This window comes from Peribacillus glennii, assembly GCF_003429105.1.
Taxonomy (GTDB): domain Bacteria; phylum Bacillota; class Bacilli; order Bacillales; family DSM-1321; genus Peribacillus; species Peribacillus glennii.
In genome coordinates this window covers 68,643-93,296 of the sequence record NZ_QVTD01000016.1, presented here as the reverse complement: position 1 = coordinate 93,296, position 24,654 = coordinate 68,643, and the positions used below count along the sequence as shown (strand labels likewise).

General features: G+C 38.2%; 17 protein-coding genes and 1 pseudogene. 2 read left to right on the top strand and 16 right to left on the bottom strand.

What is annotated here, in order from left to right:
- Positions 1 to 2,286: 2,286 nt before the first annotated feature.
- The 7 genes and pseudogenes from D0466_RS18865 to D0466_RS18835 all read right to left on the bottom strand — a co-directional run bounded on the left by D0466_RS18865 (position 2,287) and on the right by D0466_RS18835 (position 8,799).
- Positions 2,287 to 2,646 carry a Rossmann-fold NAD(P)-binding domain-containing protein gene (locus tag D0466_RS18865; RefSeq protein WP_267897404.1) on the bottom strand — a complete coding sequence of 120 codons (360 nt, stop codon included), beginning with the start codon at positions 2,644 to 2,646 and terminating at the stop codon, positions 2,287 to 2,289.
- Positions 2,647 to 2,798: 152 nt separating this feature from the next.
- Positions 2,799 to 2,981: pseudogene (locus D0466_RS18860) on the bottom strand (IS256 family transposase); the annotation flags it as partial.
- 171 nt (positions 2,982 to 3,152) lie between these two features.
- The gene (locus tag D0466_RS18855; RefSeq protein ID WP_117324078.1) at positions 3,153 to 3,710 is read right to left on the bottom strand and encodes a recombinase family protein; all 558 of its coding nucleotides are present in this window, start codon (positions 3,708 to 3,710) and stop codon (positions 3,153 to 3,155) included.
- Positions 3,711 to 4,605: 895 nt separating this feature from the next.
- The gene (locus D0466_RS18850; RefSeq protein WP_158555951.1) at positions 4,606 to 5,481 is read right to left on the bottom strand and encodes a LysR family transcriptional regulator; all 876 of its coding nucleotides are present in this window, start codon (positions 5,479 to 5,481) and stop codon (positions 4,606 to 4,608) included.
- A gap of 126 nt (positions 5,482 to 5,607) precedes the next feature.
- On the bottom strand, positions 5,608 to 6,435 hold the full coding sequence (locus tag D0466_RS18845) for an MBL fold metallo-hydrolase (RefSeq protein WP_117324076.1): 828 nt from the start codon (positions 6,433 to 6,435) through the stop codon (positions 5,608 to 5,610).
- Between the two features lie 279 nt (positions 6,436 to 6,714).
- On the bottom strand, positions 6,715 to 8,193 hold the full coding sequence (locus tag D0466_RS18840) for an aldehyde dehydrogenase family protein (RefSeq protein WP_117324075.1): 1,479 nt from the start codon (positions 8,191 to 8,193) through the stop codon (positions 6,715 to 6,717).
- A 321-nt stretch (positions 8,194 to 8,514) separates the two neighbouring features.
- A complete protein-coding gene (locus D0466_RS18835) occupies positions 8,515 to 8,799 on the bottom strand; it encodes a YjcQ family protein (RefSeq protein ID WP_158555950.1) in 285 nt (94 codons plus the stop codon).
- 648 nt (positions 8,800 to 9,447) lie between these two features.
- Between D0466_RS18835 and D0466_RS18830 the strand changes: the two genes are divergently transcribed.
- On the top strand, positions 9,448 to 10,791 hold the full coding sequence (locus D0466_RS18830; protein WP_117324073.1) for an MFS transporter: 1,344 nt from the start codon (positions 9,448 to 9,450) through the stop codon (positions 10,789 to 10,791).
- Positions 10,792 to 11,086: 295 nt separating this feature from the next.
- Here the strand turns inward: D0466_RS18830 and D0466_RS18825 are convergent, their stop codons facing one another.
- The 5 genes from D0466_RS18825 to thrC form a co-directional block, all read right to left on the bottom strand.
- Positions 11,087 to 11,764: an NAD(P)H-dependent oxidoreductase gene (locus D0466_RS18825; protein WP_117324122.1), complete on the bottom strand. Its 678-nt coding sequence runs from the start codon at positions 11,762 to 11,764 to the stop codon at positions 11,087 to 11,089.
- 1,790 nt (positions 11,765 to 13,554) lie between these two features.
- On the bottom strand, positions 13,555 to 13,950 hold the full coding sequence (locus D0466_RS18815) for a VOC family protein (protein WP_117324071.1): 396 nt from the start codon (positions 13,948 to 13,950) through the stop codon (positions 13,555 to 13,557).
- Positions 13,951 to 14,435: 485 nt separating this feature from the next.
- Positions 14,436 to 15,911: a 4-hydroxyphenylacetate 3-hydroxylase N-terminal domain-containing protein gene (locus D0466_RS18810; RefSeq protein ID WP_158555949.1), complete on the bottom strand. Its 1,476-nt coding sequence runs from the start codon at positions 15,909 to 15,911 to the stop codon at positions 14,436 to 14,438.
- Between the two features lie 441 nt (positions 15,912 to 16,352).
- Positions 16,353 to 16,631, bottom strand: a complete 279-nt coding sequence (locus D0466_RS23680; protein WP_117324069.1) for a flavin reductase — start codon at positions 16,629 to 16,631, stop codon at positions 16,353 to 16,355.
- Between the two features lie 728 nt (positions 16,632 to 17,359).
- On the bottom strand, positions 17,360 to 18,766 hold the full coding sequence (gene thrC / locus D0466_RS18800) for a threonine synthase (protein WP_117324068.1): 1,407 nt from the start codon (positions 18,764 to 18,766) through the stop codon (positions 17,360 to 17,362).
- A gap of 527 nt (positions 18,767 to 19,293) precedes the next feature.
- On the opposite strand from thrC, the gene D0466_RS18795 reads away from it, so the two are divergent.
- On the top strand, positions 19,294 to 19,929 hold the full coding sequence (locus tag D0466_RS18795; RefSeq protein ID WP_117324067.1) for a nitroreductase family protein: 636 nt from the start codon (positions 19,294 to 19,296) through the stop codon (positions 19,927 to 19,929).
- A gap of 457 nt (positions 19,930 to 20,386) precedes the next feature.
- Here D0466_RS18795 and mbcS read toward each other — a convergent pair whose 3' ends face one another.
- The 4 genes from mbcS to D0466_RS18775 all read right to left on the bottom strand — a co-directional run bounded on the left by mbcS (position 20,387) and on the right by D0466_RS18775 (position 24,573).
- The gene (mbcS, locus tag D0466_RS18790; RefSeq protein ID WP_117324066.1) at positions 20,387 to 21,976 is read right to left on the bottom strand and encodes an acyl-CoA synthetase MbcS; all 1,590 of its coding nucleotides are present in this window, start codon (positions 21,974 to 21,976) and stop codon (positions 20,387 to 20,389) included.
- A 166-nt stretch (positions 21,977 to 22,142) separates the two neighbouring features.
- On the bottom strand, positions 22,143 to 23,273 hold the full coding sequence (locus D0466_RS23100; protein WP_233522703.1) for a DUF6946 family protein: 1,131 nt from the start codon (positions 23,271 to 23,273) through the stop codon (positions 22,143 to 22,145).
- Between the two features lie 50 nt (positions 23,274 to 23,323).
- On the bottom strand, positions 23,324 to 23,560 hold the full coding sequence (locus D0466_RS18780) for a hypothetical protein (protein WP_117324065.1): 237 nt from the start codon (positions 23,558 to 23,560) through the stop codon (positions 23,324 to 23,326).
- A gap of 413 nt (positions 23,561 to 23,973) precedes the next feature.
- Complete coding sequence (locus tag D0466_RS18775) at positions 23,974 to 24,573, bottom strand: hypothetical protein (RefSeq protein ID WP_117324064.1); 600 nt, start codon at positions 24,571 to 24,573, stop codon at positions 23,974 to 23,976.
- Positions 24,574 to 24,654 lie beyond the last annotated feature (81 nt).

The window sequence follows — 24,654 nt, the reverse complement described above, 5'->3', positions numbered from 1 at the left end:
TACTTCTCTATTAAAATAAACGATTGTTAACCCACAATTATTGTTACGTTAGATTATTGTTGATTTTTGTTAAGGTGGTATGAAGACTTGTAAATCACATATAAACTCGCGTTTAAATAGTATTTATTTAACTATTGTAAAAATGGGTTTACTTTTTCGTGGCGACTTTGACGATCCACTAGAAAATAGCTAACATTGTGAGTGATTTTTTAATGGCATCAGTCAACATGCAAGAATAAAAGACAAACCATTCACCTATGAATTCAACGCATATAGATTCTATTAGCTAAAAATGAAATGGGTAGAGATGATATGCGTTGTGAAATGTTTAAAGAAGGAATATGAGGATTTCAAGCAGGACTTCCATAATTTCAAAATGTCATTTTGACCTATTATTGTAAAAATCCAGAAGTTAATGAACTCTGAGATGAAGTGCGTTTTAGAATTGAAGAAGAACGCTTCGACTATGACCATTTTAGACGTCGATTTAGATTAGAAGACGATTTTTTTCAAGACAGATGAGTATTAAGGATGCTGAAAATAGAGCCTTTGATGTCATTCTTGCTAAAGATTTATCCCGACTTGCCCGAAAACAGCGGGCTCTGCTACAAGATTCGTAATCTTGCCGAACGAGCCGGGATTCATATTATCACTTTGGATAATGCCATCAATTCACTTACAGGCAATGGATCCACGTTTGGCCTTTATACATGGGTTGCTTTCAAAGTCCAAATTTATCCTCACAAGATAAATCCAACCAAAAGTTTACATTTCAGCCTAAAATAGCTATTAATGAAATACTGAGTAAAAGGGAGATTCAGCGTTTTTGCTTCTTTCATTGAGTGAGGGAGTTGAATAAGAAGGTTCTCTATCCCAGTAAAAAACAACGGCAAATCAATTTGTCGTTGTTTTTTGATCTGGTCCAGATAAGGTTTTAAGCCTGACAGGCTTTGGCGACAATCATAATAAACGGGTGATTTTCGGTTCCGACGGGAAGATGTATTTCGGTTGGGCGACTGCCTTGAATTCCTGTGTGGTCGGTGAGGATAATAACAGGTGGCTTAAGGAACATCCGTTTCCCCATGACTATCCGGGCTCTGTTATCAGCCTTACCGGCGAAGATTTCAAGACAAAAAATTATCTAGCACCTAGAGATCAGGCACTAACAGTAGCATTTTCCCCTTTTGGCGTTTCCACTTTCCAAGGTGAGTGTGTGAAAGTAATTACTAAGGCTAGTGAAAGTATCTTAAGATAAAAGCCGGATGGTTCACAACTTGAAATGTTTGCATGGGGACGGAGGATCCTTTTCGAAAAAAGTTCGACCGCTTTAACCGGTTGGTCTGTGCAAACCATGGCATGTTGTTAGGGGAAGCCGTCCGCTGATGAATTTCAACGCATCATACAAGGATACTGGTACGGCTGGCCCGATTACATGGGAGGTTAACCCGTGATCAATGCGGTGTCTAGGCCAAAACAAAAGCCACAGCCACTCTTTGTACTATCCCACCACCCAATGCAGCCCCGAAAAACCATTTCGACATTAACTACGCACTCGGCAATAATGGGCTTTGACTTCAATTATAATCCTTATTTCGGTCGACTGACGAAGCTTATTTGGCAGAGTTCGGAAGTGAGGCACCTGAGACAACGGGTAGCAAACCGACACCAAATGTTGGCCCCCTTGTTTCAATTATAAATATGGAGAGCGGGAAAGTAAGAACATTTGCTATTAATCAGGAAAATTGTTCTCGCCTAGCGACTTTTTCTTTAGCAATTTAAAAACCGAATGTGCTTCTCAAAAGGAAAGTTTTTGTACAGTTGTTAAACATGGAGACTATATTTCTGTTGAATTTCACCAAATCCCTAGATTTGTCCAATCCTACCTTGTTAAGCCGCATAAACTTTATAGAAGGAAGAAATCGAATCCGTTTTAACGTTTGGGGGTCAGATATTGAGGTTCAACCGTTTTAATCCAGGACAGGAATCATTCCAGAGGAGGCCGCCTGTTAGGCAGTTCCCTCCATTTATGCCACGACAAAATCCAAGGCACACACAGACACCTGTACCGAAAAAAAAGACAGGTGTGACAGACCATATAGGCAATATTATGTCACATATTGGAAAAGTTCAAACAGGATTTAATATGCTGAGAGAAATCAAATCTATCATTTCTTTTTTCAAGTAAAAGTTACCCTATATAGAAAAAAGCCCGCGGTTCTCCCTTGAAAAAGGGCGGAAAACGTCGTAGTTGCACTCATGTGGTATAGGAAGTTTCACGCTATCCTATCAGCAAAAAAAGAAGCTGTCATTTACGCTTCTTTTTTGGTTAAGCCCACCCATTGAACCCGGTTGTTCGGCAGAGATGTCACCTTCAGGAATGCGGTGAAGAGGGCAAGCATTAACCCCAGCGCTAGTTCTGCCGTCACCTCCGTAGGAAACATATGGAGTGTTTGCTATCAAGATGCGTTTTTCTTTTGCCGCTTTGATATCTATGTTATCGAAGCCAGCTCCGAAGTTAGCTATCACTAGTGAATGAGGGGCTGACTCGATTACTTTTTTTGTTACCTTAGCAGAGAGTGGGCAAAGAAGGGCATCCGCATTTCTTACTTGCTCCATAAGCTCATTTTCTGTATTAGATTTTTCCAGTGTAGACAGTCAATTGGTGCTCCGAAAGAATTTCATAAACAATTTTCGGAATTTCACCTGAGATGAAAAATATGTGCCATGTCTGTTTGTCGACTCCTTTCTTAATCAAGCTTTAATAGCAGATTGCCGAACAACAAAGATTTTCTCCCTAGGCTATTTCCGGAATGGTCGCCTTCGTTATCATGCTTCTTGTAGCCCAAGTGATTGTCAATTTCCGCTTCAAACACATGTTGAATAGTATCTTTGAACAAATCATTCAATTTTTCCTGAATGTCTTCCACCGTCCGGCAATCTCTCGCTAATTCTTTAGCCAACCAGTTAGTTTCGTTTTGCATAAATGTCCACTCCTTAGCTGGTAAGTTTACCTATTTACACAAAACTTCTTACATCCTCTTTTCTTTTGGTTACTAGACATTCGTACACTACCTTTTAGATTGGTTAGGTTAGTTCCTTCAGATTTCTAATTCACCTGCACACTATAAACACTTCGTTAAAAATGTGACGAGTCATTCAGAGGATTTCTTCTGTTCTATATATCTATAAATAGTCGCTCTTGCTAAACCTGTTTCTTGAACAATCTCCCTCATGGTATATTCCCCGGAATAATACAGTTCATAAGCCTTTTCCTTAAGGAGTCTATTAGCTTCTTTCCTTCCTAGCTTAACTCCCTTCTCTCTTGCATTCTCGATTCCCGTTTTTATCCTTTCAACGATTAACTCCCTTTCAAATTCTGCGCAAACTTCGATCATATGAAAAACCATTCCGCCCTTTTCTCCAGAGGTATCAATGTTTTGTGTTAACGAAATAAGATCAATTTCTCTCTCCTTTAGCTCACTGGTTATTCGATGGAGATCTTGGATGCTTTTTGCAAGTCTATCAAGTTTGAATACGATTACAATGTCTCCTTCTCTGGCGTATTCCAGCATAGCATTTAGTCCTTCTCTTTCTGTGTTGCTTTTATTGTCTGTAAAAATCTTATAGCATCCAAATTCATCAAGAAAACTTATCTGTTTTTCCAAAGTATGTTTACCTGAAGAGGCTCTCGCATAACCCAGCTTAGCCATCAACACTCCTCCTTCCTGTATATAATCAATTACTTAAAATGTATCATAAATACCTCTCGGGCATTTGTACGTTAAATAAAAAGATATATTTTTGAGACAATGTTATAGCGATAGTGCGATACTCCTAATTTTGTTTCTAAAATATATGATTTTCAGATAAAAGGCAGCATTGTGGACAACTCATGGATCCAGGGGATAACTTAATTTCATTCATGTTACAAGAAAGCGAATATACGTTCGTCTCACGTTGAAACATTAAGAAAAATTGTGGATAACTAATGCCTGGTGTGAATAAAATTATTTCATTCATGTTACTGCCGTAAGGCAAAATAAAAACCACAGCAATACCGTGGCAACAAACTATCATAGGCTATTAGTGAAAATATTGCCCATTCATAAGCTTCAGGGGTTTCTATAACAAAGAGGGATCCCTTTATCATTTACAGCAGCTGTTTTCGATTCGGGATATTCCCCCTTATCTTCGCCCTCTATCCTTGTCTGCCGATTAAGGCAATTACATGGGAGGCAGGTATACGAATATATTATTACTCTGGTTTGGTAGCCGGTATTTTTCATCGATCATTGGTAGAATTTAACCTATGTCACATAGAACTCGAATATATCGTGAATTACACCATTTTTAGACAGATTTTGAGCCACACTTTGGGAATCTGAAAATATAAAAGGCAAATATATAAATAATAAAGAATTTCCTGGTACCTCAAGAAAATATTTAAGAGATATCTATATGAATATCAACGAAGTTACAAATTCTGCTGATCGACAGTCTATATTTACATGGTATGCTTATTTAAAATGAAAATGAAAAGTACCCCTCCCCCGGTTTCCAATAAATATAATTTTATTAGAGGTAGTCCATAAGAAAAGAGCTGAATCATGTGAAATGTTCGTTTAACCATAAGGTCGATGCTGCTATGAACTTTTCGGCAGCTGGCGAAAGATTTTTGAAGGATACCGAACCAATGCCGATCGAGCAGATTGCTCGATCATCTGAAAGAGGTATTATTTTTACACCATCAGGCAGATTATGTAAAGCGATGTCTGGCAGGATGGCTACACCAAGGGAGTTTTTCACCATCGAAATAACAGCCTGTTCATCATCTAAATGAAAAGCAATTTCAGGAGAAAGTTTATTGGATTTCAAGATGTTATGGATGATTTTAAGCGTAGAATTTTGGAGAATCAACTTCTCTTCCTGCAGTGCATTTAGCTTTATAGAATTTTCAGCACCAAGATGGTGGGTTTCCGGCACAACACAGCAAAACGCTTCTCGTTTTAAATGGAGCACCTCCAGATCGGCAGCAGGCAGCATTAAAAAACCGAAATCTACAATCCCCTGAGAAATCCATATAGTGATTTCCTCCTGTTTCCCCTCCACAATGTCTACTTTTATATGCGGATATTGATCCATGAATTTTTTCAATAGTCCAGGAAGCCATACAGCAGTAATAGATGAAAATGTGCCGATTCTGACAGTCCCTATTTCTAATCCCCTAATTTCCCCAGCCTCCTGAAGCATTTTTTCATTCAAATACAGAATCTCCCTCATATATAACAGCATTCGCTCACCGTTTACTGTTAGCCTGATTCCTGCTTTATTACGGGTTAATAAGGAAAATCCCAACTCTTTTTCCAAGCTGGAAATGGCATGACTTACCCCAGATTGGGAAATATTTAACGATACACTTGCTTTTGTTAAGCTGCCAAGTTCTACAACTGTATGAAATATTTCGTATTTACCTATCGACAAATCCATCCCTCTTTATATTAGTTTTACTTATAATATCACATATAAAATTAATTATCTTCATACCATCCCGCATTAAAAGAGACTGCTTGAGCAGTCTCCTCTTGAAACATTATTTTGGAAAATAGTTTATGATATAAGCGTCTTATCATGTTGTTTAATAATAGACTGGATAATATAGATGGAGTCCCATTCTCCAGAAGAAAATAACGTAATTGGATATTTTTTAGAAAACAATATGGCATTAATATCTTCGGGAGTCTTTCCATCTTCATGCAGCTTTAAAATATTTCCTTGAAGATCCAGCAAATAATCCAACTTCCTCTTCAAAGCTGTGCGTCCATCGTCCAAGTATCCTGCGTGACTGCAAAAAACATCCTCAAAATCATATGTTAAGATTTTTTTTAGTGACTCGATAATTACAGGGATATTTTCCTCCCGAAGAACTACCTTTGTCCGTTCTTGACAATAGAGATCTCCAGTAAATAGCTGTCCTGTATTATCATTTAAAAAGGCGAGATGATCAATCGCATGGCCAGGAGTTTTGATTACTCTCCATATTGCATTTGGAGAATTAAATGTTTCACCAATAGCTTCTGCCCGAAATGGTCTTAGCTTTCCCCAAAACAATTGACGATAAATCGGATAATCTGCCTTCTTCTTGCAGTATTCAATCATAATATCATTCATGAAAAGCGGCACCTGGAGATCTTCCTGTAAAAAAGCAGCACACCCCGTATGATCTTCATGAAAGTGTGTCATCACCACTTTATCAATACGAAGTTGATTAAAAAATGGCTTTAATAACTTTTCTAATGACTTAGACCCTGTATCAATTAAAACTCCATCAACAAAAAAGCAATGAACATTTAGTTTTACCCTTTGGAACGATACCGTTCCGTTACCTATCTTTACCCCATTCACTGTTTGTTGGGCAAAATTCTTTTTTAACAACATAGGCTTATCCCCCTAACTAATTACTTTTTTCAAAGTAACATAAAACAAATGAATGGGTATTCATTCATTTCCAGACAAATGATATTTCTGATAAGCAAAACCCAAGAATGCTGTTTAATCAGCATTCCTGGGTTATTAATCTGGGTGTATTCTCAAATATGCATTTTTAGACATCACCGTTTTTTTATTTTAACGTATTGTTTTTAGTGTACGGCTCCATGCAATCATATGGTCGAACATACCGTCAATATTGTTAAAAAACCCATATTTCGTTTATGCTTACTCAGGTATATAGGGTAATTCAAGATGCTTAGGTATGTTAATTACATGCATTTCAACATATGATTTTAAGCCCTCTTCACCATATTCACGCCCAACTCCTGACTGCTTGACGCCACCAAACGGAAAACGTACATCAAGACCCTGAACAGCTGCTGTGTTAATCATGGTAGTACCTGCTTCAATCTGGCGCGCGACTCTAATAGCGTGTTCTTCCTCTCCCCAAACAGAGCTAGTGAGGCCATAAATGCCTTGATTATGTAATTTAATAACATCGTTCTCATCATCAAATGGAAGTATTGGCACAGTGGGACCAAACTGTTCTTCGACGACAATTGGATCGTGGTGTTCTGCACCTAAAACTAAAGTAGGCTGCATGAAATACCCTGTTTCAAAAATCTCAGGATTAAGGATCTTCCCTAATTTAATCACCTCAGCTCCTTTGCTTGCTGCATCGTCAATAAGACTCTGTACGTAGTTCACTTGATTTTTATTGTTAACTGGTCCTATAGTTACATCTGGATTAAAAGGGTCACCTATTCGAATCCATTTATTTGCTGCTTCAACGTATTTTTCTACAAAAGAATTATAAATTGAGCGATGTACATAAATCCGTTTCGCAATCATACATATTTGTCCCGCTGTTAGAAAATTTGATATGACCATACGGCGCATGGCTCGACTGTCATTAACATCAAACTCAGGCAGAACAATAGCCACATCATTTCCGCCTAATTCCAAAGTCATATTCTTTAACGTATCAGCAGCAGATTTCATGATACTTTTTGCAGTTTTTGTTCCGCCAGTAAAAGCAATTTTGGCTACTTTTGGATTCGAAGTAAGTTCCACCCCGACATCTGCTTCACCATGAACAAGATTGAGAACACCAGGTGGAAATTCCGATGAAATGATATCGATCACCTTACTCACTGCAAGTGGAGCGAAGGGACTTGGCTTTAATACCATTGTATTTCCAGTTAATAAAGCTGGAGCAATCTTAATGGTTGATAGAGAAATAGGATAATTCCACGGAATAATAGCTGACACCACTCCAACCGAATCAAATGTTATAATGGTTTTTCCGTGGTCGTGTTCCTGTACCTGATCCTTGATAACATCTTTAACGATACTGCAGGCGTATTCCATCCACATGATAGATACGGCAAATTCTCCTTCAGCATCATAAAGTGGTTTACCGTGTTCACGTGATAAAAGGCGGGAAATTTCTGGTGTGGCATCTTTTATTTTTTGTACGGCACGTTTCATACGCTCAACACGATCATCTATTGAGCTATTTGACCACTCCTTAAAGGCATTGTGAGCTGCATCTATTGCACTAATCGCCTCTTCCTTTGTGTTTACAGGGGCATAGCCAACTATTTCTTCTGGGTTCGTTGGATTTTCACGAGAGTATTGTTTTTCCGTGGATACCCGTTCGCCATTAATGATTGCGTGCACTGTTATTGGTTTGTCTGCCATAAATGAATACTCCTTTATATGAGATCAATTTAAAGAATTATTTAATAATTCAATAACATTATCATAACATGAATATGTCCAACATTCGTAAAATGTTCGTTTTACGATAAATGAATTTAAAGTAAGCCAATTGTTTCTATCCCCTCAGTTGGTCTACTCATTCGTGACCTAATACTTTATTGGGAAAAAGTTTTGATTTCGACCTGTCCAACTAATTCATGAAGAAAAAGCCGCTTAATTTTTGCCAGATGTATCGTCAACCAACGCAATAGCTCCATTCACTACCGGCAATCCAAAATAAAAAACACCCATTATGGATGCTTAATTTATGACCCAGTCCCTTATTCCTTTAAGACCTGTGTATGTTTCCATCTTTTGAGAGTTTTCTTTAAGAAATTGTTCTCCCTTTAATGTGATTTCAGCAGTTGATAAATCGTACCTCCCATTGATGTAGACATCAACATAGGAAATATAGTTTTCACGTAATAAAAAATGAATGGCACTGTTCATTTCAAGAAGTTCGATATCCAAGTCCTCATGTTTGAAACGCTTGTTTCCTTTGGCCAATTCATTTATAATCGCTAAACACAATTTTTCTCGATTCAAATTATCATCTCCTTTTTGTTTTATACAAATTCGACAAAAGGAGGTGATTTCCTATGGATGAGAAAATTTTTAATATATTTAACATTTTTTTTATATTTTTGTAATCTAAAAATCCCCTACATTTACAGCGGTAGTAAAAATTGAGAATACCAATATTTCTTGGATACTTCACCCATTTAAACTTTTGACAGGCTTAGGTATGTATTCTTGCAATGTAACTCCCCATTACAGTGGCGTGTACCGTGACGGTCTTTCACGTACTTTCCTTTTGATCTTTGTAATCGTTATCCAAGGAACCCTTCCTACAAGTATGTATTTTTTGAATATAGAGCCATATTTAAAACGTTTACATATCGTGCTTGTTGAATAATGAAAAAGAAACAAATTCTAATTTATTTATACTTTTTTTGGGGTTAATGTGTATAGCATCTCTAGTAAATATTTCTCCAGTTGGAAATTTAATGGAGGATTCTGACATAAAGTTACGATTTGTGGCCGTGTAAATAAGGATTTGTACTTTTTGGTTTCTTATAAATATAAAGGTGAACGAGCCTTAATACCTTCCTGTGGTAATAAGCAATTTTTCCCACTGTTTTATTTGAATTATGGTATAATCCTTCTTTAAAAGTAAAGAAGGAGAGCAAATAAATGAAAAGCAGAACTTCCGTAATGATAAGTATTGTACTTGCTATGCTGGTAGCATCAATCGATACGACTATTATGAATACAACCATGCCCATCATCTCAAAAGAGCTGGGCAGATTTGACCTTTACGCCTGGTCATTTGCTACATATATGATAACAACTACTATTCTGTCACCGGTGGCTGGCAGATTATCTGATTTATTCGGAAGGAAAAGAGTATTTGGCACCGGGATTATTTTATTTTTACTGGGATCACTTCTTTGCGGGATGTCTGCAAATATGGTCCAACTGGTAATCTTCCGGGCAGTGCAAGGAATTGGGGCAGGGTTCATGATGCCGTTCCCTGCCATCATTGCGGGCGATTTGTTTCCAATTGAAAAAAGAGGGAAAATTCAAGCGCTGTTTACCGCCATGTGGGGAATTTCTGCTATACTCGCTCCCTTGCTTGGCGCGTTTTTCGTCGAGTATATGACATGGAGATGGATATTCTTCATCAATTTGCCCGTATGTATAATCGCATTCCTAACACTTTTACCTTACAAAGAGGATTATCAGCCGAAAAAAGCAAGTGTGGATTATATTGGCGCCGTGCTTTTCGCTGCGGGTGTTACGTTCCTTCTGTTGGATACCGTAGTTGAAGATAATAGAGTGTTATATACCTTGCTTGGAATCACGTTTATTATAGTTTTCTATTTTTATGAGAAAAAGCAGGCTTCACCGATTGTTCCCTTGTCCATGTTTAAAAATAAGACGATTTCATGGATCAACATTAATGCCTTTATTGGAACGGCTGCCCTATTTGGTACATCCAGTTACATTCCCTTGTTCTTACAGAACATAGCCGAGCTCTCCCTTTTCCTGAGTGGCTTTACACTTCTCGGTGTTGCCATCGGCTGGATGGCAGTAGCTGTCCCTGCCGGTAAATGGATAATGAAACATGGTTACCGTAGCTTGTTGATCATTGGGAATGGCCTGTTACTGGTTTCAGGAATCTTACTGATTCTTCTCAATGAAAATCATGGTTTCTGGTATGTGTTTGTTATCATGATTGTACAAGGATTAGCATTTGGCCTGCTGTCAACCGTTGGCTTGATTGGCTCCCAGCAATTAGTCGGCGGACATGAAAAGGGAATATCCACTTCATTTTTTATGTTCTGTAGAAACATGGGTACAGTAATCGGAGTTACGATCATGGGTGCCTTATTAACCAGCGGTACCGATTTTATGCAAGGGATTCATAATTTATTCATTTTCGGTTTCTGTGGAAGCATCTTAGCTTTAATAACATCCTTCTTCATAAAGAATGATACAGCCAATTCAGAATCCAACGTCGTTCATGCAAAATAGTGTTGTTATTAAACATGTTGATACGAATATGAGAGTGGAATCATCCACTGGTTGCATGTGCTTTTACTTTAATATTATCATATATCCAATGGTTTCAAATCCGAGCTAACGGGAAGCGACATAACTCGCTTCTCGTTTTTAACATCTTTTGAACATCAGGTGCGTACCTTTTGTCGATCGTGTTTTCAATTGAAAATCACCTAAAAGGAATCAATAGTTATTTAATAAAAAGAAGTATGTAATAATGCAAAAAAGGGGAGAATCCTGTAAAATCCTCCCCTCCCACTTTTTTCAATTAAACCCACTGGACAATATCGTTCATGTCCTTTCTAGTTTTTGGCCGGGGCTGATTTTTTCTATAGCCGAATGCGGCCATTACAGAAACAGCCAAATGGCCATCTTCAAGCAAACCTTCCTCTGCTAAGATCTTTTGAACCTTGTCAAAATTAAATCCTTCGATGGGACAAGAGTCAATTCCAATTTGGGCAGCAGCGGTCATCATATTCGCTAAGGCAAGATACGTCTGTTTGCTGGCCCAGTCGAATGCCGTTCTTTCATTTTTAAGAATGTTGATATCCTCTTCCTGAAATTCCCTGTATCTGATTTTCATCTGCTCAAACACGTCTTCAGGAATTTGTTTTACGTTTAGCATCTGGTTTTTTACATATTCGCTGTCATATTTTGTGTCTATAATCGTTCTTGCAAGAATAACGACGAAGTGGCTTGCAGTCGGAAGTTGTCCACGTGCTCCCCAAGAAACCTCCCGCAGCTTATCCCGCAATTCCCTGTTTTGAACAATTAAAAATTTCCATGGTTCATAACCGACAGAGCTGGGCGACAGCCTGGCTGCTTCTAAAATAAAGTGAAAGTCATCTTCAGAGATTTTTTTATCAGGGTCAAATTCTTTTGTTGCATGCCTAAATTGAAAGGCATCAAGTATTTCCTGCTTTTTTTGTTCACGGCTATCCGTCATTGTATTCTCCTTTTGTCTTATTTCGATATCCAAGATGAAAAATCTGAAACCGCATTTTACTTTAAACAAGTCTTAAGTGCATCCTCGCATTTCCCTGCAACTCCCTGGACACTTAAATTCAAGGGATATTATTATCTAGCTGGCAATTATTTATTACCAGAACGATTATAAAGAAAACAGAATTAAACACAAATAATATGCTTGAGTTCTGTAGCTCTATTGGCTATTAAAAAAAACCTTGCAATATTTAGATTTTCAGATAGCGTTTAGTCCTCCCAACTTGACACATATCATAATACATGCATTTACCTTCAGAGATTTAAAAAATTAAGGTATCAATGGATTAGGTAAACAATACTGGAAAATATTATAGTCAGAAGGCAAAATGAAAAACAAAAAGCAGCCACTTGACTGCTCTGTGAATATATCTGTTTTTTGATGCCGCAAAAAATTTCGGCTCGTTCGTTTTGGGGTCCTACCTAAATTGGAAGAGGAAAATAAGGAATTATGAAAGGCGCATTTCCTTTGTTTGAGTTCGTGATGATCAGGCGGTTTAAAACCGTAGCGTCACATAGACACTGTGGTACATTTATTGCAATAAGCAGATGATTCAATGGGTTAAATGTGATATAAAAGTTATGAGATATATTGTTAATTTTTATAAATACGAAGAATGGTATAAGGATCATCGACTTAACATCCAGGAAAACCTCTTAATTATCCGCTTCTACCCATCCCAGCCGTTCTATGCTAGTAAATAGCAAGGCTACATTCATGAACAACCATTATTAAATCCAATTTTCACCCTCAGTATCTGCTGCCTCCTCTAAAGTTCAACAAAGAAAGTGACTGCCTGCAACCACAGCCAGTTCTTCAATAAACGCAGGACAGATGTATAGATAAAATAAAAATTGTAAAGCCTTCTAGTATTAAATTTTGTTGATAAGGACAAAAGGATTAGAATATGTTTTCATTTCGTGGGGATGCTCATAAAATTTATCAAAAATTAAGAAAATTAAACAAGGAACACTCTATTGCATCAGTAAAACAGATTAAGGAAATTGAGGAAATTCAGAACTTTTATCTCTCCATTGATAGCATTACATTAAACAAAATTTATTTCTCTATGATAAAAGAAAAAAATGGATCCGGAATGATTCCCCTCCTCATATCCGCCGGACCATGGCTTTTCCTCATGTTTTCTCAACAATTACAGGAGTTTCTTTTTAAGGATGGGAGTTTACTTTGGGTCATCTTTGTTTCCACTTATATATCGATTCTTACTGTAAGTGTAATTCTTCACTTTCGCGAAAAATCCTGGGCTTCCGTTCATATAGAAATCATTCAAAAGATTTTACATGAACGGAGGGCATAATCTTCGTATAATCATCCTTATAAAGGATTTAATGGCGCGGTTACACCCTTACGAATAAATTGTCTTTGTCCTTCGCGAATTACTGGGGAAATGATTGGGGGTCGCCCGGAAGTATTCTAGTGGGCCCCTGTACTGTTTTGCGAATCTAATGAAAAGGATTGCTCCATAAAATTGTTGTTGAATCTGGTGTTCGAAAACAGGCTTACCCATTCCAGTAGAATCAGTGAGAGTCTGTTTGACTTTTATGCCATTTATCTATCGTTATACAGCTATTAATATTTATTCAACTTTAATTTTTGCCATTACAAAAGCACCCCAATGGTTAGATGGTGTCTAACCATTGGAGTGAGATCATAAATTACTTATTCAGTTTACTTTATGATCTCAAGGCGCTGTAAAAAGTACTCCTTTAACGTTATTTAGTTACAAGGTTTATAGCGTCTAGTTTCTCTTTGTCATGTTGAACATACTCGATCACGGCTCCGTCGGAGTGTTTAACCTCCATATTCATACCTGTTGGAATTTCCCTAGGTCCATCAAGGATGATTGCCCCTCTTTTCAGGAGCTCTTCTCTCCACTCGCTCAGCGAATCGACAAGAAAGGTTGCATCCGTCGATTTGAGGGGAACAAGTACTTTCTCGGAACCTGCTAACAAAAGTATAGAACCCACTTGTGCCAGTTCTAAGCCCATTTCCGGTACTTTAATGTGCATATAACATTTTTCACTGAATAGTTGCTCATATATGGAGATGCTTTCTTCTATCTGTTTCTCATTGATATAAACCCTGGCAAGTACTTTAAAAACTTTCATCAGTTCCCTCCTAACCAGATTAATTTTAATTACATAATTAAAAATGTCAGATGATTCACAGGGGAAGGACAAAGATTCGTTAAGGGTAACACATGTCATAATCCTAGAAGTGCCTGACAATGTCGCCAATAGTAAGGGTAATTTCTTTTCTTTCCCTATTCTGCTTCTTGTGTAAAAAAGTTAATAGTTATGATTGGCAAGACAAAAATCATCAATTCCCTTGGACAAAACAACCTGATAAAGTTGCAAAACCCAGTAAGTCCTACCGATACCGGTACCCAGTCAGAATGTTCCATCATATAAAATAGTATTGTATTATTGCATGATGTCCAAGATGGTATCTGTGCAGAGGAGATAAAAAGGGGGGCTTGGCTGGAAATTGTCTTGGTATGAATTACATTACCGTGGGACTTTCCGCGGCAATCGCCCCCCTGAATTTTCGAAACTATTTGTTCATTTTACGTATTTCCAGTAGATTCACCCTATCAGAAGGAAGGTGTGGGTACATCAACAATTCTACAAACTTTTTCTTCTAGGGCCGTTAATTCCTCCTTGCTATAATTATCAAACCAGAGCTGACGGTTTTTTGGTACTGATTGCGCATTTTGCACCTCGAACATCTCCAGTCTTGATGCGAATGAATCGGAGCATAAATCCCAGACGTAATTGAAAATACGCGTTTTCTCACGACCACTGTAGTTTTGTGCATTGATCGCTTTTTTTAGTACGGTACCAAATGATTCATCATCAAATGCTTTATCCGGAAAACGCATGATTAATCCCTGGCCAGAAATTTCTCTAAGGATGTTCATCATCTTTGGGTATTGTTCTACCGAGTACATGCGCCCAGTCGTGATAATATTATCATCAGCATGGGCGACACCACCCATAATGCCATAGTTCTCCTCAGCTGCGCGCAAAAATGCACGGCATGTCTCCAAGCAGCGTAAAGTCTCAGCAACAGAGTCCCTCACTTGGGGAATCTTCTCTGTCCCTATGACTTTGGGAATCAGGGATGCTGCACCAGCGATGAATTCGTAACGGCGGGTTATACGGGCCATAACATGCCAGTGTCCCCAAAGAGCAGTTGTTGAATAATATTTCGGTATTTCAGTATCGCCAACATAGAATACACGTTCATACGGGACGAAAACACGATCGAAGACGATCATTGCATCGATTTCATCAACACGTGAACTCAATGGATGTTCGATCTCTTTTCCAGGCGTTAACCACCCTTCACGGCATACAATGGTGACCCCTTTGGTATTTACAGGAATCGCACACGAGATTGCGTTGTCCTTTTCCAAATCTTTGCGATAAAGTGTGTGGACAATGATTTCTTCGGCAAACGGAGACAACGTCGCCACCACCTTTGCTCCGCTTACCACAATGCCGCTTTCTGTACGGTCCACCACCCGGAGATATTCTCGTTCCTCAGCCGGAAGCGTTCTGTCTCCCTGCGGATCGACGAATGCCAAGGTCATGATGGGGTTGTTTTGACGTGCCCACTCATAGTACCGTTCAACGTTTGATCCCAATTCGGGATTACTCTTAATGTATAATTCCCGGGATCCATACATTCCTAGGAGCATTGTTGGCATAAAGTCAGGACCACGTCCCATCGTTCCATGCGTCATATCAACAACAGCGTTTATTACCTGACCCCGTCGGCGGAGATCTTCCGTATTTCTCGGGATCATGTAGGCCGCGCTCGAAACGGTGCCATTCTCTCTTTTCTCTGTAAGTATATCTGCCAGAGGTCCAGATTGATGGGCGTCAAAATATCTGCAAATCATGTCCACTGTACCCGAAAACTTAGGATGAGAAGTAATGTCTTCGAGGTATTCCCCCTCAAACCACACACGTCGACCGTCACGAAGTGATTCTCTATATGAGTTTCCAGATCGTAGGTATACATTGTTTTCACTGCCAACAATATCACGGAGTGTTGTTTCCATATATTTCATCTACCCCCAAGTATATTTTATAATAAATTTTCATTCAGACCACTTAGCATCGAGACTGCTAACGGTGCTTGCTCATTCCCCCGCGAGAAGACCGCTTCCAGCACGCACTAAACAGCTGAATCACCGGGCATCCCCGTATTAACACGATGCCTGATACAACAACAACTGAAACCCTTTGCCTTATAGAAGTCATAATAGTTGGGCATAGCCGCGTCCCATGGGCATGCCGACCTAATTGAAAAAAAGAAGGTTAAAAAAATAAAATTGAGAAACAGCCCCAATCACAACACACTTCGTAAACACCTGGGTGGAAAACAAGTGGTGAACGTTGGTTGCCATATGTCTCACACGTCATCAAAACGTACATGGGTTCATATTTCTGATTCCCTGTAAAACAGTCAAGCTTCACCAAGACTTTTCATAAAGCAGAACTTACGGAAGGTCCGTAGGCGAAAGACAATATGGTCGATAGACTTTTCCGTTTGCGTCGGGCGCAAACGTGGACACATCGACATGGTCACAACTGAGAATAATTACCCCTAAGCGACCACCAGCTCTTAGTGACTGCGCTATGTAAGTACGTTGGTTCACGTACATGAAAATAGTGGGTGGAGTTGTATGAACAGAGAGGAAAACGCTAGCAGTCATGTCCCGAGGACTATGTTTAAAAAAATTCATGTTAATTGTTACACCAGAGGCGTAGCGGTGCATTACCCCGGCGGATTATTTCGCCCATTTTGTTTAGTTAGGCTTAATCATGTTCCATCCCTCCTCTACTAAAATATATGTAGCTATAAAATAGTATTATATTACTTATATATAATTGTCAATATATTTTAAATTTTTAAAATTTTATTGGTGGTTCTATCAGCAACCATATTTAATCGGAACACATAAAAAAATATTCAATCAAAATAAGCTGTAAAAACAGAACCTATGTGAAGAAAACAATAGAAAGAAATTTCGCTGATACAAAGATTTTCATACTTTTCAAACACGCAAGTTTTAATATGAAGAATCAGTCAGTGACCAGACACCATGACTACAACTTGCCAAAATCAAAAAATAGCCCTCGCCTCGACAGTTTCCCTAAATGGGGTACTATGGCTCTTCAATTTGTTATATATTAAACTTAATTTTTGAAATCATTATTAATCATGTTAGTTACGAGGAGTATTTTTTACAATACTTTTAACGGATTCAGTTATGTAAAACTGCCGTAATAAAAAAGAGCGGAAATCCTTATAACACAAAGAATTTCCACTCGTTCTGCTTTTAATGATTTATTGGTTCTAATCCTCGTGACCTATACCTGTGTACATACAAGGATCATAAAACGGTTAATTGATCATTATTTTATAGTGAGCATTTTGATGGTTTAGTTGATTGCAATGGAGAATCTGGATTTATTTTCAGAGATTATCCCAGAAAACCTTCTTTCATTTTGTTTGACCGGAACTGAAATGCTTCTCTAATTTACGGACAATTTCATCATTGACCGGTTCGACAACTTCCAGGTATTGCGGTTTATCAAACAATTGGCTGATTTGTTCAGGGAAGGGCTGTTCAATATTACAACGTTCAATGGATTCATTGAATTTTGCTGGATGGGCCGTTGCCAATGTGACACACACTTCACCAGGATCATTGCATGTTTCATATGCAGCGACTCCACAAGAAGTATGCGGGTCAAGTAAGTAATTGGTTTCGGCATAGCACTTGCTGATAGTTTGGAGGCATTCCTCTCCCTCTACACTATATGCCGCAAAATCCGCTTTTACCTGACGAAGCTGCTCCTCATTCACGACAATTTTTCCTTCTGATTTGAATTGATCCATTAAGGCAGTTACTGCACCAGCATTTTCATCAAGCAAGTAGTACAAATACCGCTCAAAGTTGCTGGCTACTTGAATATCCATGGAAGGGCTATAAGTACTTCTGAACTCGCCAGGCTGGTACACTCCATCCTTGATAAAACGTTCTAAAATATTGTTCTCATTCGTAGCAACAATAAGCTTGCCGACTGGAAGACCCATTCTCTTCGCCAGAAAACCGGCAAAGATGTCTCCAAAATTTCCTGTCGGCACACTAAAGTTGAGACTGTTTATGTCTTTCTCTTTTGCCACTTGGAAATACGCATAGAAATAATAAACGGTTTGCGCTAAAATACGAGCGAAGTTAATGGAATTAATAGCACGCAGATGATATTTGTTTTTGAATTCCAAATCTGCGAATAATTCCTTGATAATTCTTTGGCCGTCATCAAACGTCCCTTTTATAGCTAAATTCAAAACACTTTCGTCATGAACTGTCGTCATTTGCAGCTCTTGTACCTTACTTACCTTTCCATGAGGGTGCAAAATACAAATACGAATCCCTTCTTTACCTCTTACACCCTCAATAGCTGATGCACCTGTATCCCCTGAAGTAGCACCAAGAATATTGATTGTTACACCTGTCTTTTTTGCTATATAGGAATACAAATTTCCTAATAATTGCAGGGCAACATCTTTAAAAGCAAAGGTTGGACCATGGAATAGTTCCAACAGATACATATTGTCCTTTACCTTATGAACAGGAGTTACCTCGGAATTGCGGAAGGTTCCATAGCTTTTCTCGATGATTTCCTGGAGTTCATTTTGTGGAATTTCCCCATCCACATAATAGGAAATGATTTCGTATGCTAATTCTTGATATGTCAACTTGGACATTGCCTGCAACTTTTCTGCGGGAATATGCGGGATTTTTTCCGGAACCAGAAGTCCTCCATCCGTTGCCAGTCCCATTAAGACTGCATCAATAAAACCAATTCCACTTACATCCCCGCGTGTACTAATATATTTCATAACATCCTCCAAGAAAATTATAATCTATACAATCGTTACCCAGAATTCGCTGAGAGTCAACATAAAATTCAAAGTATTTTCTGAAATGCCAGACATATTTAATAGTATTATACTAATCTGACAAGTTCATATTTTACTTTCACTTTAATCCATTCTATACCCACCTGTCTAAGTTTCACCGTGTTCTACCAAGACTGCACATTAAATCAACAACAAATAACCGCCAAATGGCAGTCCAATTCTTGGTTAATTGATGCACAGGAAACTACTGTAGAGACAAATCATAAATGCTGTTAATTTCTTTCAACAGGTTTTTCCAATGCAATCTCTACCGTATGCCTTTTCGGCGGCCGGGATACAGTAATAACACTTGATTAAGCACGATAGCTAGAGAGACTTCCTAGGCCTTTTTGGTTTACAAATAACTAAAAAAGGAGTAATTTTGTCCATTGTATCCCTGTAAAAATAGAGAGCAGGGAAATTTAAAATAACTATCATGCACCATTAATAAAAGGAGTTTAACACCTATGACCAAACAAAAAACGAACGACTTTAATGAAATTGTTAAAGGACGGCGTTCAGTTAAGAATTACGATCCGGCAGTAAAAATCAGCAAGCAAGAAATGGAAGAGATCCTTGCACTCGCTACTACTGCGCCTTCTTCCGTAAATATGCAGCCATGGAGGTTCCTTGTTATCGAGAGCCCCGAAGCAAAAGCAAAGCTGGCACCGCTTGCCCGCTTCAATCAGAACCAGGTGAAAACTTCCGCCGCTGTGGTTGCAGTGTTCGGCGATATCAATAACTTCGAAAGGTTTGAAGAAATTTATGGAAAGGCTGTGGTGGAAGGGCATATGCCGCTTGAAGTTAAAGAAGGCATATATAGCTCTTTTGCTGGATATTTTGAGAACATTTCCCGTGCAGAGATGGAAGATGTAGTTCTGGTAGATGGTGGCCTTGTATCCATGCAGTTCATGCTTGCCGCCCGCGCATTTGGATATGATACCAACCCTATCGGCGGTTATGAAAAAGACAAAATCGCAGAAGCATTTGGTTTAGACAAGGAACGTTATGTTCCAGTTATGCTAATCTCCATTGGTAAAGCTGCAGATAAAGGGCATAAATCTGTTCGGCTTCCTATAGATAGAGTGGCGCAATGGAAATAAATGAGTAGACTTGATGAAGGGATAACGTTTGAGGCTTATTATTGACCCTTGATTCCATGTAATTACAATCAAAGAAGATCAATCTTTAAGCAGAGCTATATACCTTAGGGCCAGGCAGTTTGCAGGCCATAACCAGAGCGATATTACTTTATTCGTGTACAAAGCGGGAGAGTTCTTCACAATACAACATGATTTGAAACTATTTGATGGCCAGCCTGTGCAAAGTACATACTAAATGAGAGAAACCTTTATTGTGTCTCTTTTTATCAAAAGAGATGAGATCATATTAAAATCTCATCTCTCCCTAAATTTTGAATTGTATATTAATGGTTAGGCTCTTTTTAATAAGAGTTAGGTTTAACTCGCACCGTTAGCTAGAATCACCCACTAATCTTTCTATTGGTGAAACAGGGCCTTGGGTAATTTCCAAGACCCTGTTACGTAATTATGCCTGTCCTTAATTTCGAGAGTTTATTGATTTGTTCTCAAGGTTTCTTAAAATGACACGCTTAATTTTTCCTGAATCAGTTTTTGGTAACTGGTCAACGAATTCAATCAATCTAGGATATTTATATGGTGCAGTTATTTGCTTCACAAAATTCTGTAGATACTTAATCATTTCAGTTGAACCTTCTACTCCTTTTCGTAAAACGATATAAGCCTTAACTACATTCCCCCTAATTTCATCAGGGCTTGCGACAGCCGCACATTCTACTACATCTGGATGTTTCATTAAGGCATCCTCGATTTCAAATGGGCCTATTGTATAACCGGAGCTTATAATGACATCATCGCTTCTTCCCTGGAACCAAAAAAAGCCTTCTTCATCTTTGCTGGCACGATCTCCAGTTAAAAAATAATCTCCTAAATAGGAACTATTCGTTTTTTCGAGATTCTTGTAATACATCTTAAAGAGAGCCGGCAATTCTTTATGAATGGCAATATTGCCTATTTCTCCTGTTTTAACGGGAATACCTTCATCATTAACAATTTCCACAGTTCCATTTATGATCGGTTTACCCATTGATCCTGTCCTATGTTCCGCTCCCTGGAGTGTTCCTATCAAAAGCGTACTCTCAGTCTGTCCATAACCGTCTCTTATTTGAATGTCGAAGGTATTTTTAAATACATCGATTACTTCCCTATTAAGGGCTTCTCCAGCAGATACAGCACTTCTTAGATTCGAAAGATCGTATTGATTTAATCCTTCCGTTTTTACCATCATGCGGTATTCAGTAGGCGTACAGCATAGCACATTTATTTTTTGCTCCTGCAGAAGCTCTAAGTATTTTCCCGCAGAAAATTTCCCTTGATAAACAAATCCCGTTGCACCTGAACCTAAAATAGATAGAAATGGCGTCCATACCCACTTTTGCCAGCCTGGAGCGGCAGTTGCCCACACCATGTCATCTTCTCTAATAGTAAGCCATTCCTTAGCGGCAATACGGATATGGGCATAGCCCCAACTGTGTGTATGAGCGACACCTTTTGGATTCCCGGTTGTTCCGGAAGTATAAGCCAGGAAAGCAAGATCATCACATTTAGTTTTATCATAATTAAATTCATCGGAAGCAGAATCGCTTATCTCATCAAGATTCATCCAGCCATTTTTTTCTCCGCCAAAGGTTATCTTGTGAAGATATGGCAGTTCTCCCTCAATGGCATCAATTTCTTTTGTAAAATCAGCATAAGAAATAACTGCTTTGGCTTCAGAGTGGTTTAGCCGGTAAGCTATATCCTTGGCCCGCAGCAATTCTGAAGAAGGAATAATCACTAATCCGGCTTTTAAGCAAGCCATATAGATAATATATGACTCAATTAACCTAGGGGTAACGATCAGTACCCGGTCACCCTTTTCTAAACCTAAATTATATAACCCATTGGCAAGCTTATTGGATTTTTTTATAAGCTGGTTATAAGTAATTGTTTCAGCTGAACCAGACTCATTTTTAAAGATTAGCGCTAGTTTATCCGAGGCGTGCTTTTCAATTTCTTGAGTAATATTATAGTTTTCTGGTGCACTTAATTTCTTTTTGTAATCAAACATGAATAAAAGACCCCAATTCGTCTAAGTATCTAAAACTATTAATATTATACCTAGTTTTAATACCTGATACCAATTTTTTGTTTTTTGAAAGTATCCCTTTAGTTCAGTAAACCAAAATATTGAGTCCTGACATGAAAGAACAGATTTCAATTTAATTTAGTATTTACTATTTCTGCAACCTCATTTCATATGCCTTATCTATATAGCTGACTATTTGCTCTATGTTATCTACCCACTCCAACCTAATATACACTTCACCAGGAGTCAGTCTCGTCAGGTCAGATTTTTCATACTCATTACCAAGCAATTCATCTATATCCATCTGTATTTTCTTCGCTGTTTCTGTGTGTAGTTTCTTTCCCAGATGAAGTACGAAGCATGCTTTCCTGGCTGCAGTTATTGTTGCAAATTTATATGAACCTTTCTTGCTTACATAACCTATACAATCTGTTCGAACCCCATTTTTATATCGTTGATGATAGTCCTCGTCATCATCCTTATACAAACTTTTTTTATAAATATAATCATCGATTTCTTTTGCCAGCATTCTAGCTTTGTCTGTCTTAAACAAGCTATAATAATAATCTTTTGATTTGGCAGCTCTTTGATCGATTTCTCTCTTAACTGCCAATACATCCGTCACCCATCCAAAATAGAGATTTACCCCATTTAATTGTACCGGTCCGACAATCCCATCTTTCTGCGGGGATAGATGAAAAAGCTTCACAAACTCTGCATAGTGTTCAAACCATTTTCCTGTCTCACTAAATGAATGAATAAGCATAAGTGAATTCTTAGCATTAACCTTTCTGGCTTCAAGCACTGCCGATGCAGCCCTATGTATTAATTGATATCTTTTTTTTAATACACTTTCCTCATCTAAACCAAGTTGATAACACAAAAATTCCAACCTTGTTGTTTTACCGTCACTAGGATTATCACCTAACCAAGATTCAATAGTTTTTCCAAAGGATTCTGAAACTTTTCCTTCCACCATTATAGTTAATAACTCTTTATTTGCCTTTGCTAGCACATAAAGATCATTTTGTGAGCTTGCGCTTCCTTTAGGTAAAGGGACTTTGTACTCAGGAAATGCATACAATACTTCTACATCGTTAAACAGAGGCAACTTACTCTGTTTGAAAACTCTTTCAACACAATACGGTAAATTGTTAGCTCCTTCCCAACAATTAGCTAATTCATAAGCCGAATACCCTTTTTTCCACTGCTTCTCAGGATCTGCAAGGAAAGCTCTCCATGATAATGCCCCATCTGAAGGAACAAAGAATTTCCCCATTTTACCACTCCTGCATTTAGATTTTGTTGAATCATAATTATTGTAATTGATTAATATTTTTTAGATGATAGATAGTGATCAATCGTCTTCACATATGTTTTCCAATCTTGATAGCGTTCTTGAATTTTCCGTTCCAAAATTGGGTCAATTTGTTTTTCTTCGTTATAGATTCCTTCACGGCTCATGTTTTCTAATCTATTAATATACTGTGCTATAGATATCTCCTTCAAACTCCTTTCACCCTTTTTTAACACATGTTTCTGCTCTAAATATTCTTTAAATTCCATTATGTTTATCCTCCATTTAGAAATCCAATTTTACTGCAAGGGTTATCCAATCCTTTTCCACTCAGATGCAATAAGGACTTTAGCAGGATTAGTTCTCATATCGATCTTATATAACAATGGAGTAAGCCTCAATATTTATCCAACAAATGCAATATAATTGGTTAATTACGGACCGCACGAACATACCCCGCTGATTGAGAGCGGGGTATCACCTTTCTAGTTATAATTTTATAAGGCTACATGCGGTGCTTCGTGAGTAAGTCAAGCCTTTGCTGATCTCTCAACTTACATAGTTGAAAGTAAATAAGGATGGTTATGTTATTAACAACCGAGACAAAAAAAGTTTCTTGCCCCTTTCTGTGCTCAAATAATGATGTCTGCATCTGGGGCCACTTTGTTTGATCGGCAATGTTTTAGTTTATTCTTAACGACTCTAATACATATCTCCCATTTTCCTGTTTAGTAAAATTAAAAGACACATAGACTATACTGAATGCATCCCAGCCACGAGGAGTATAGCTGTATTGAAAGGACGCAACATTGCTCTTCTTGCTTGAATAATATACCTTTATACCTTTGCTGGTAACCTTTTTCAAGTCCCGTGCATATGCATCTCTTGTGGATCTCTTATTCGCTTTCCTGTTGGCTGTCACGGTTTGTTTGTACCTGTCCTTGTTATACTTCCTGCCCAATAAAAAATTGCCGGATGCTTTTTCCGCTACATGCTTGTCGACATATTTATTGAAATTAGTTACCTTTCCTGTCAGTATAGATTCAGCATATATTTTCATGAGTTTTACTGCTTCAGGTTTCAATTCAGCTGTTAGTTCAGTCTTAGAAAATTTTGACGGATAGCTGAATACTCCTTTTGGAACAGCAGCCTTGGTGGCCGCTGCTGATTGCTTCGAAACATCGGTGCTGGCTGAAGCTGTTACTGCTGATCCCGTAAGCGAACCCAAAAACAAAATAAAAGCCAGCAAAAAAGACCCCACTATTTTCTTTTTAAATATCATATCATCGTACCTCCCAAATAAATTTTTACAAATAGAATAGATTCTGTCTGTTTCCCCTTTTTTTTGCTAAATTATGGAAAA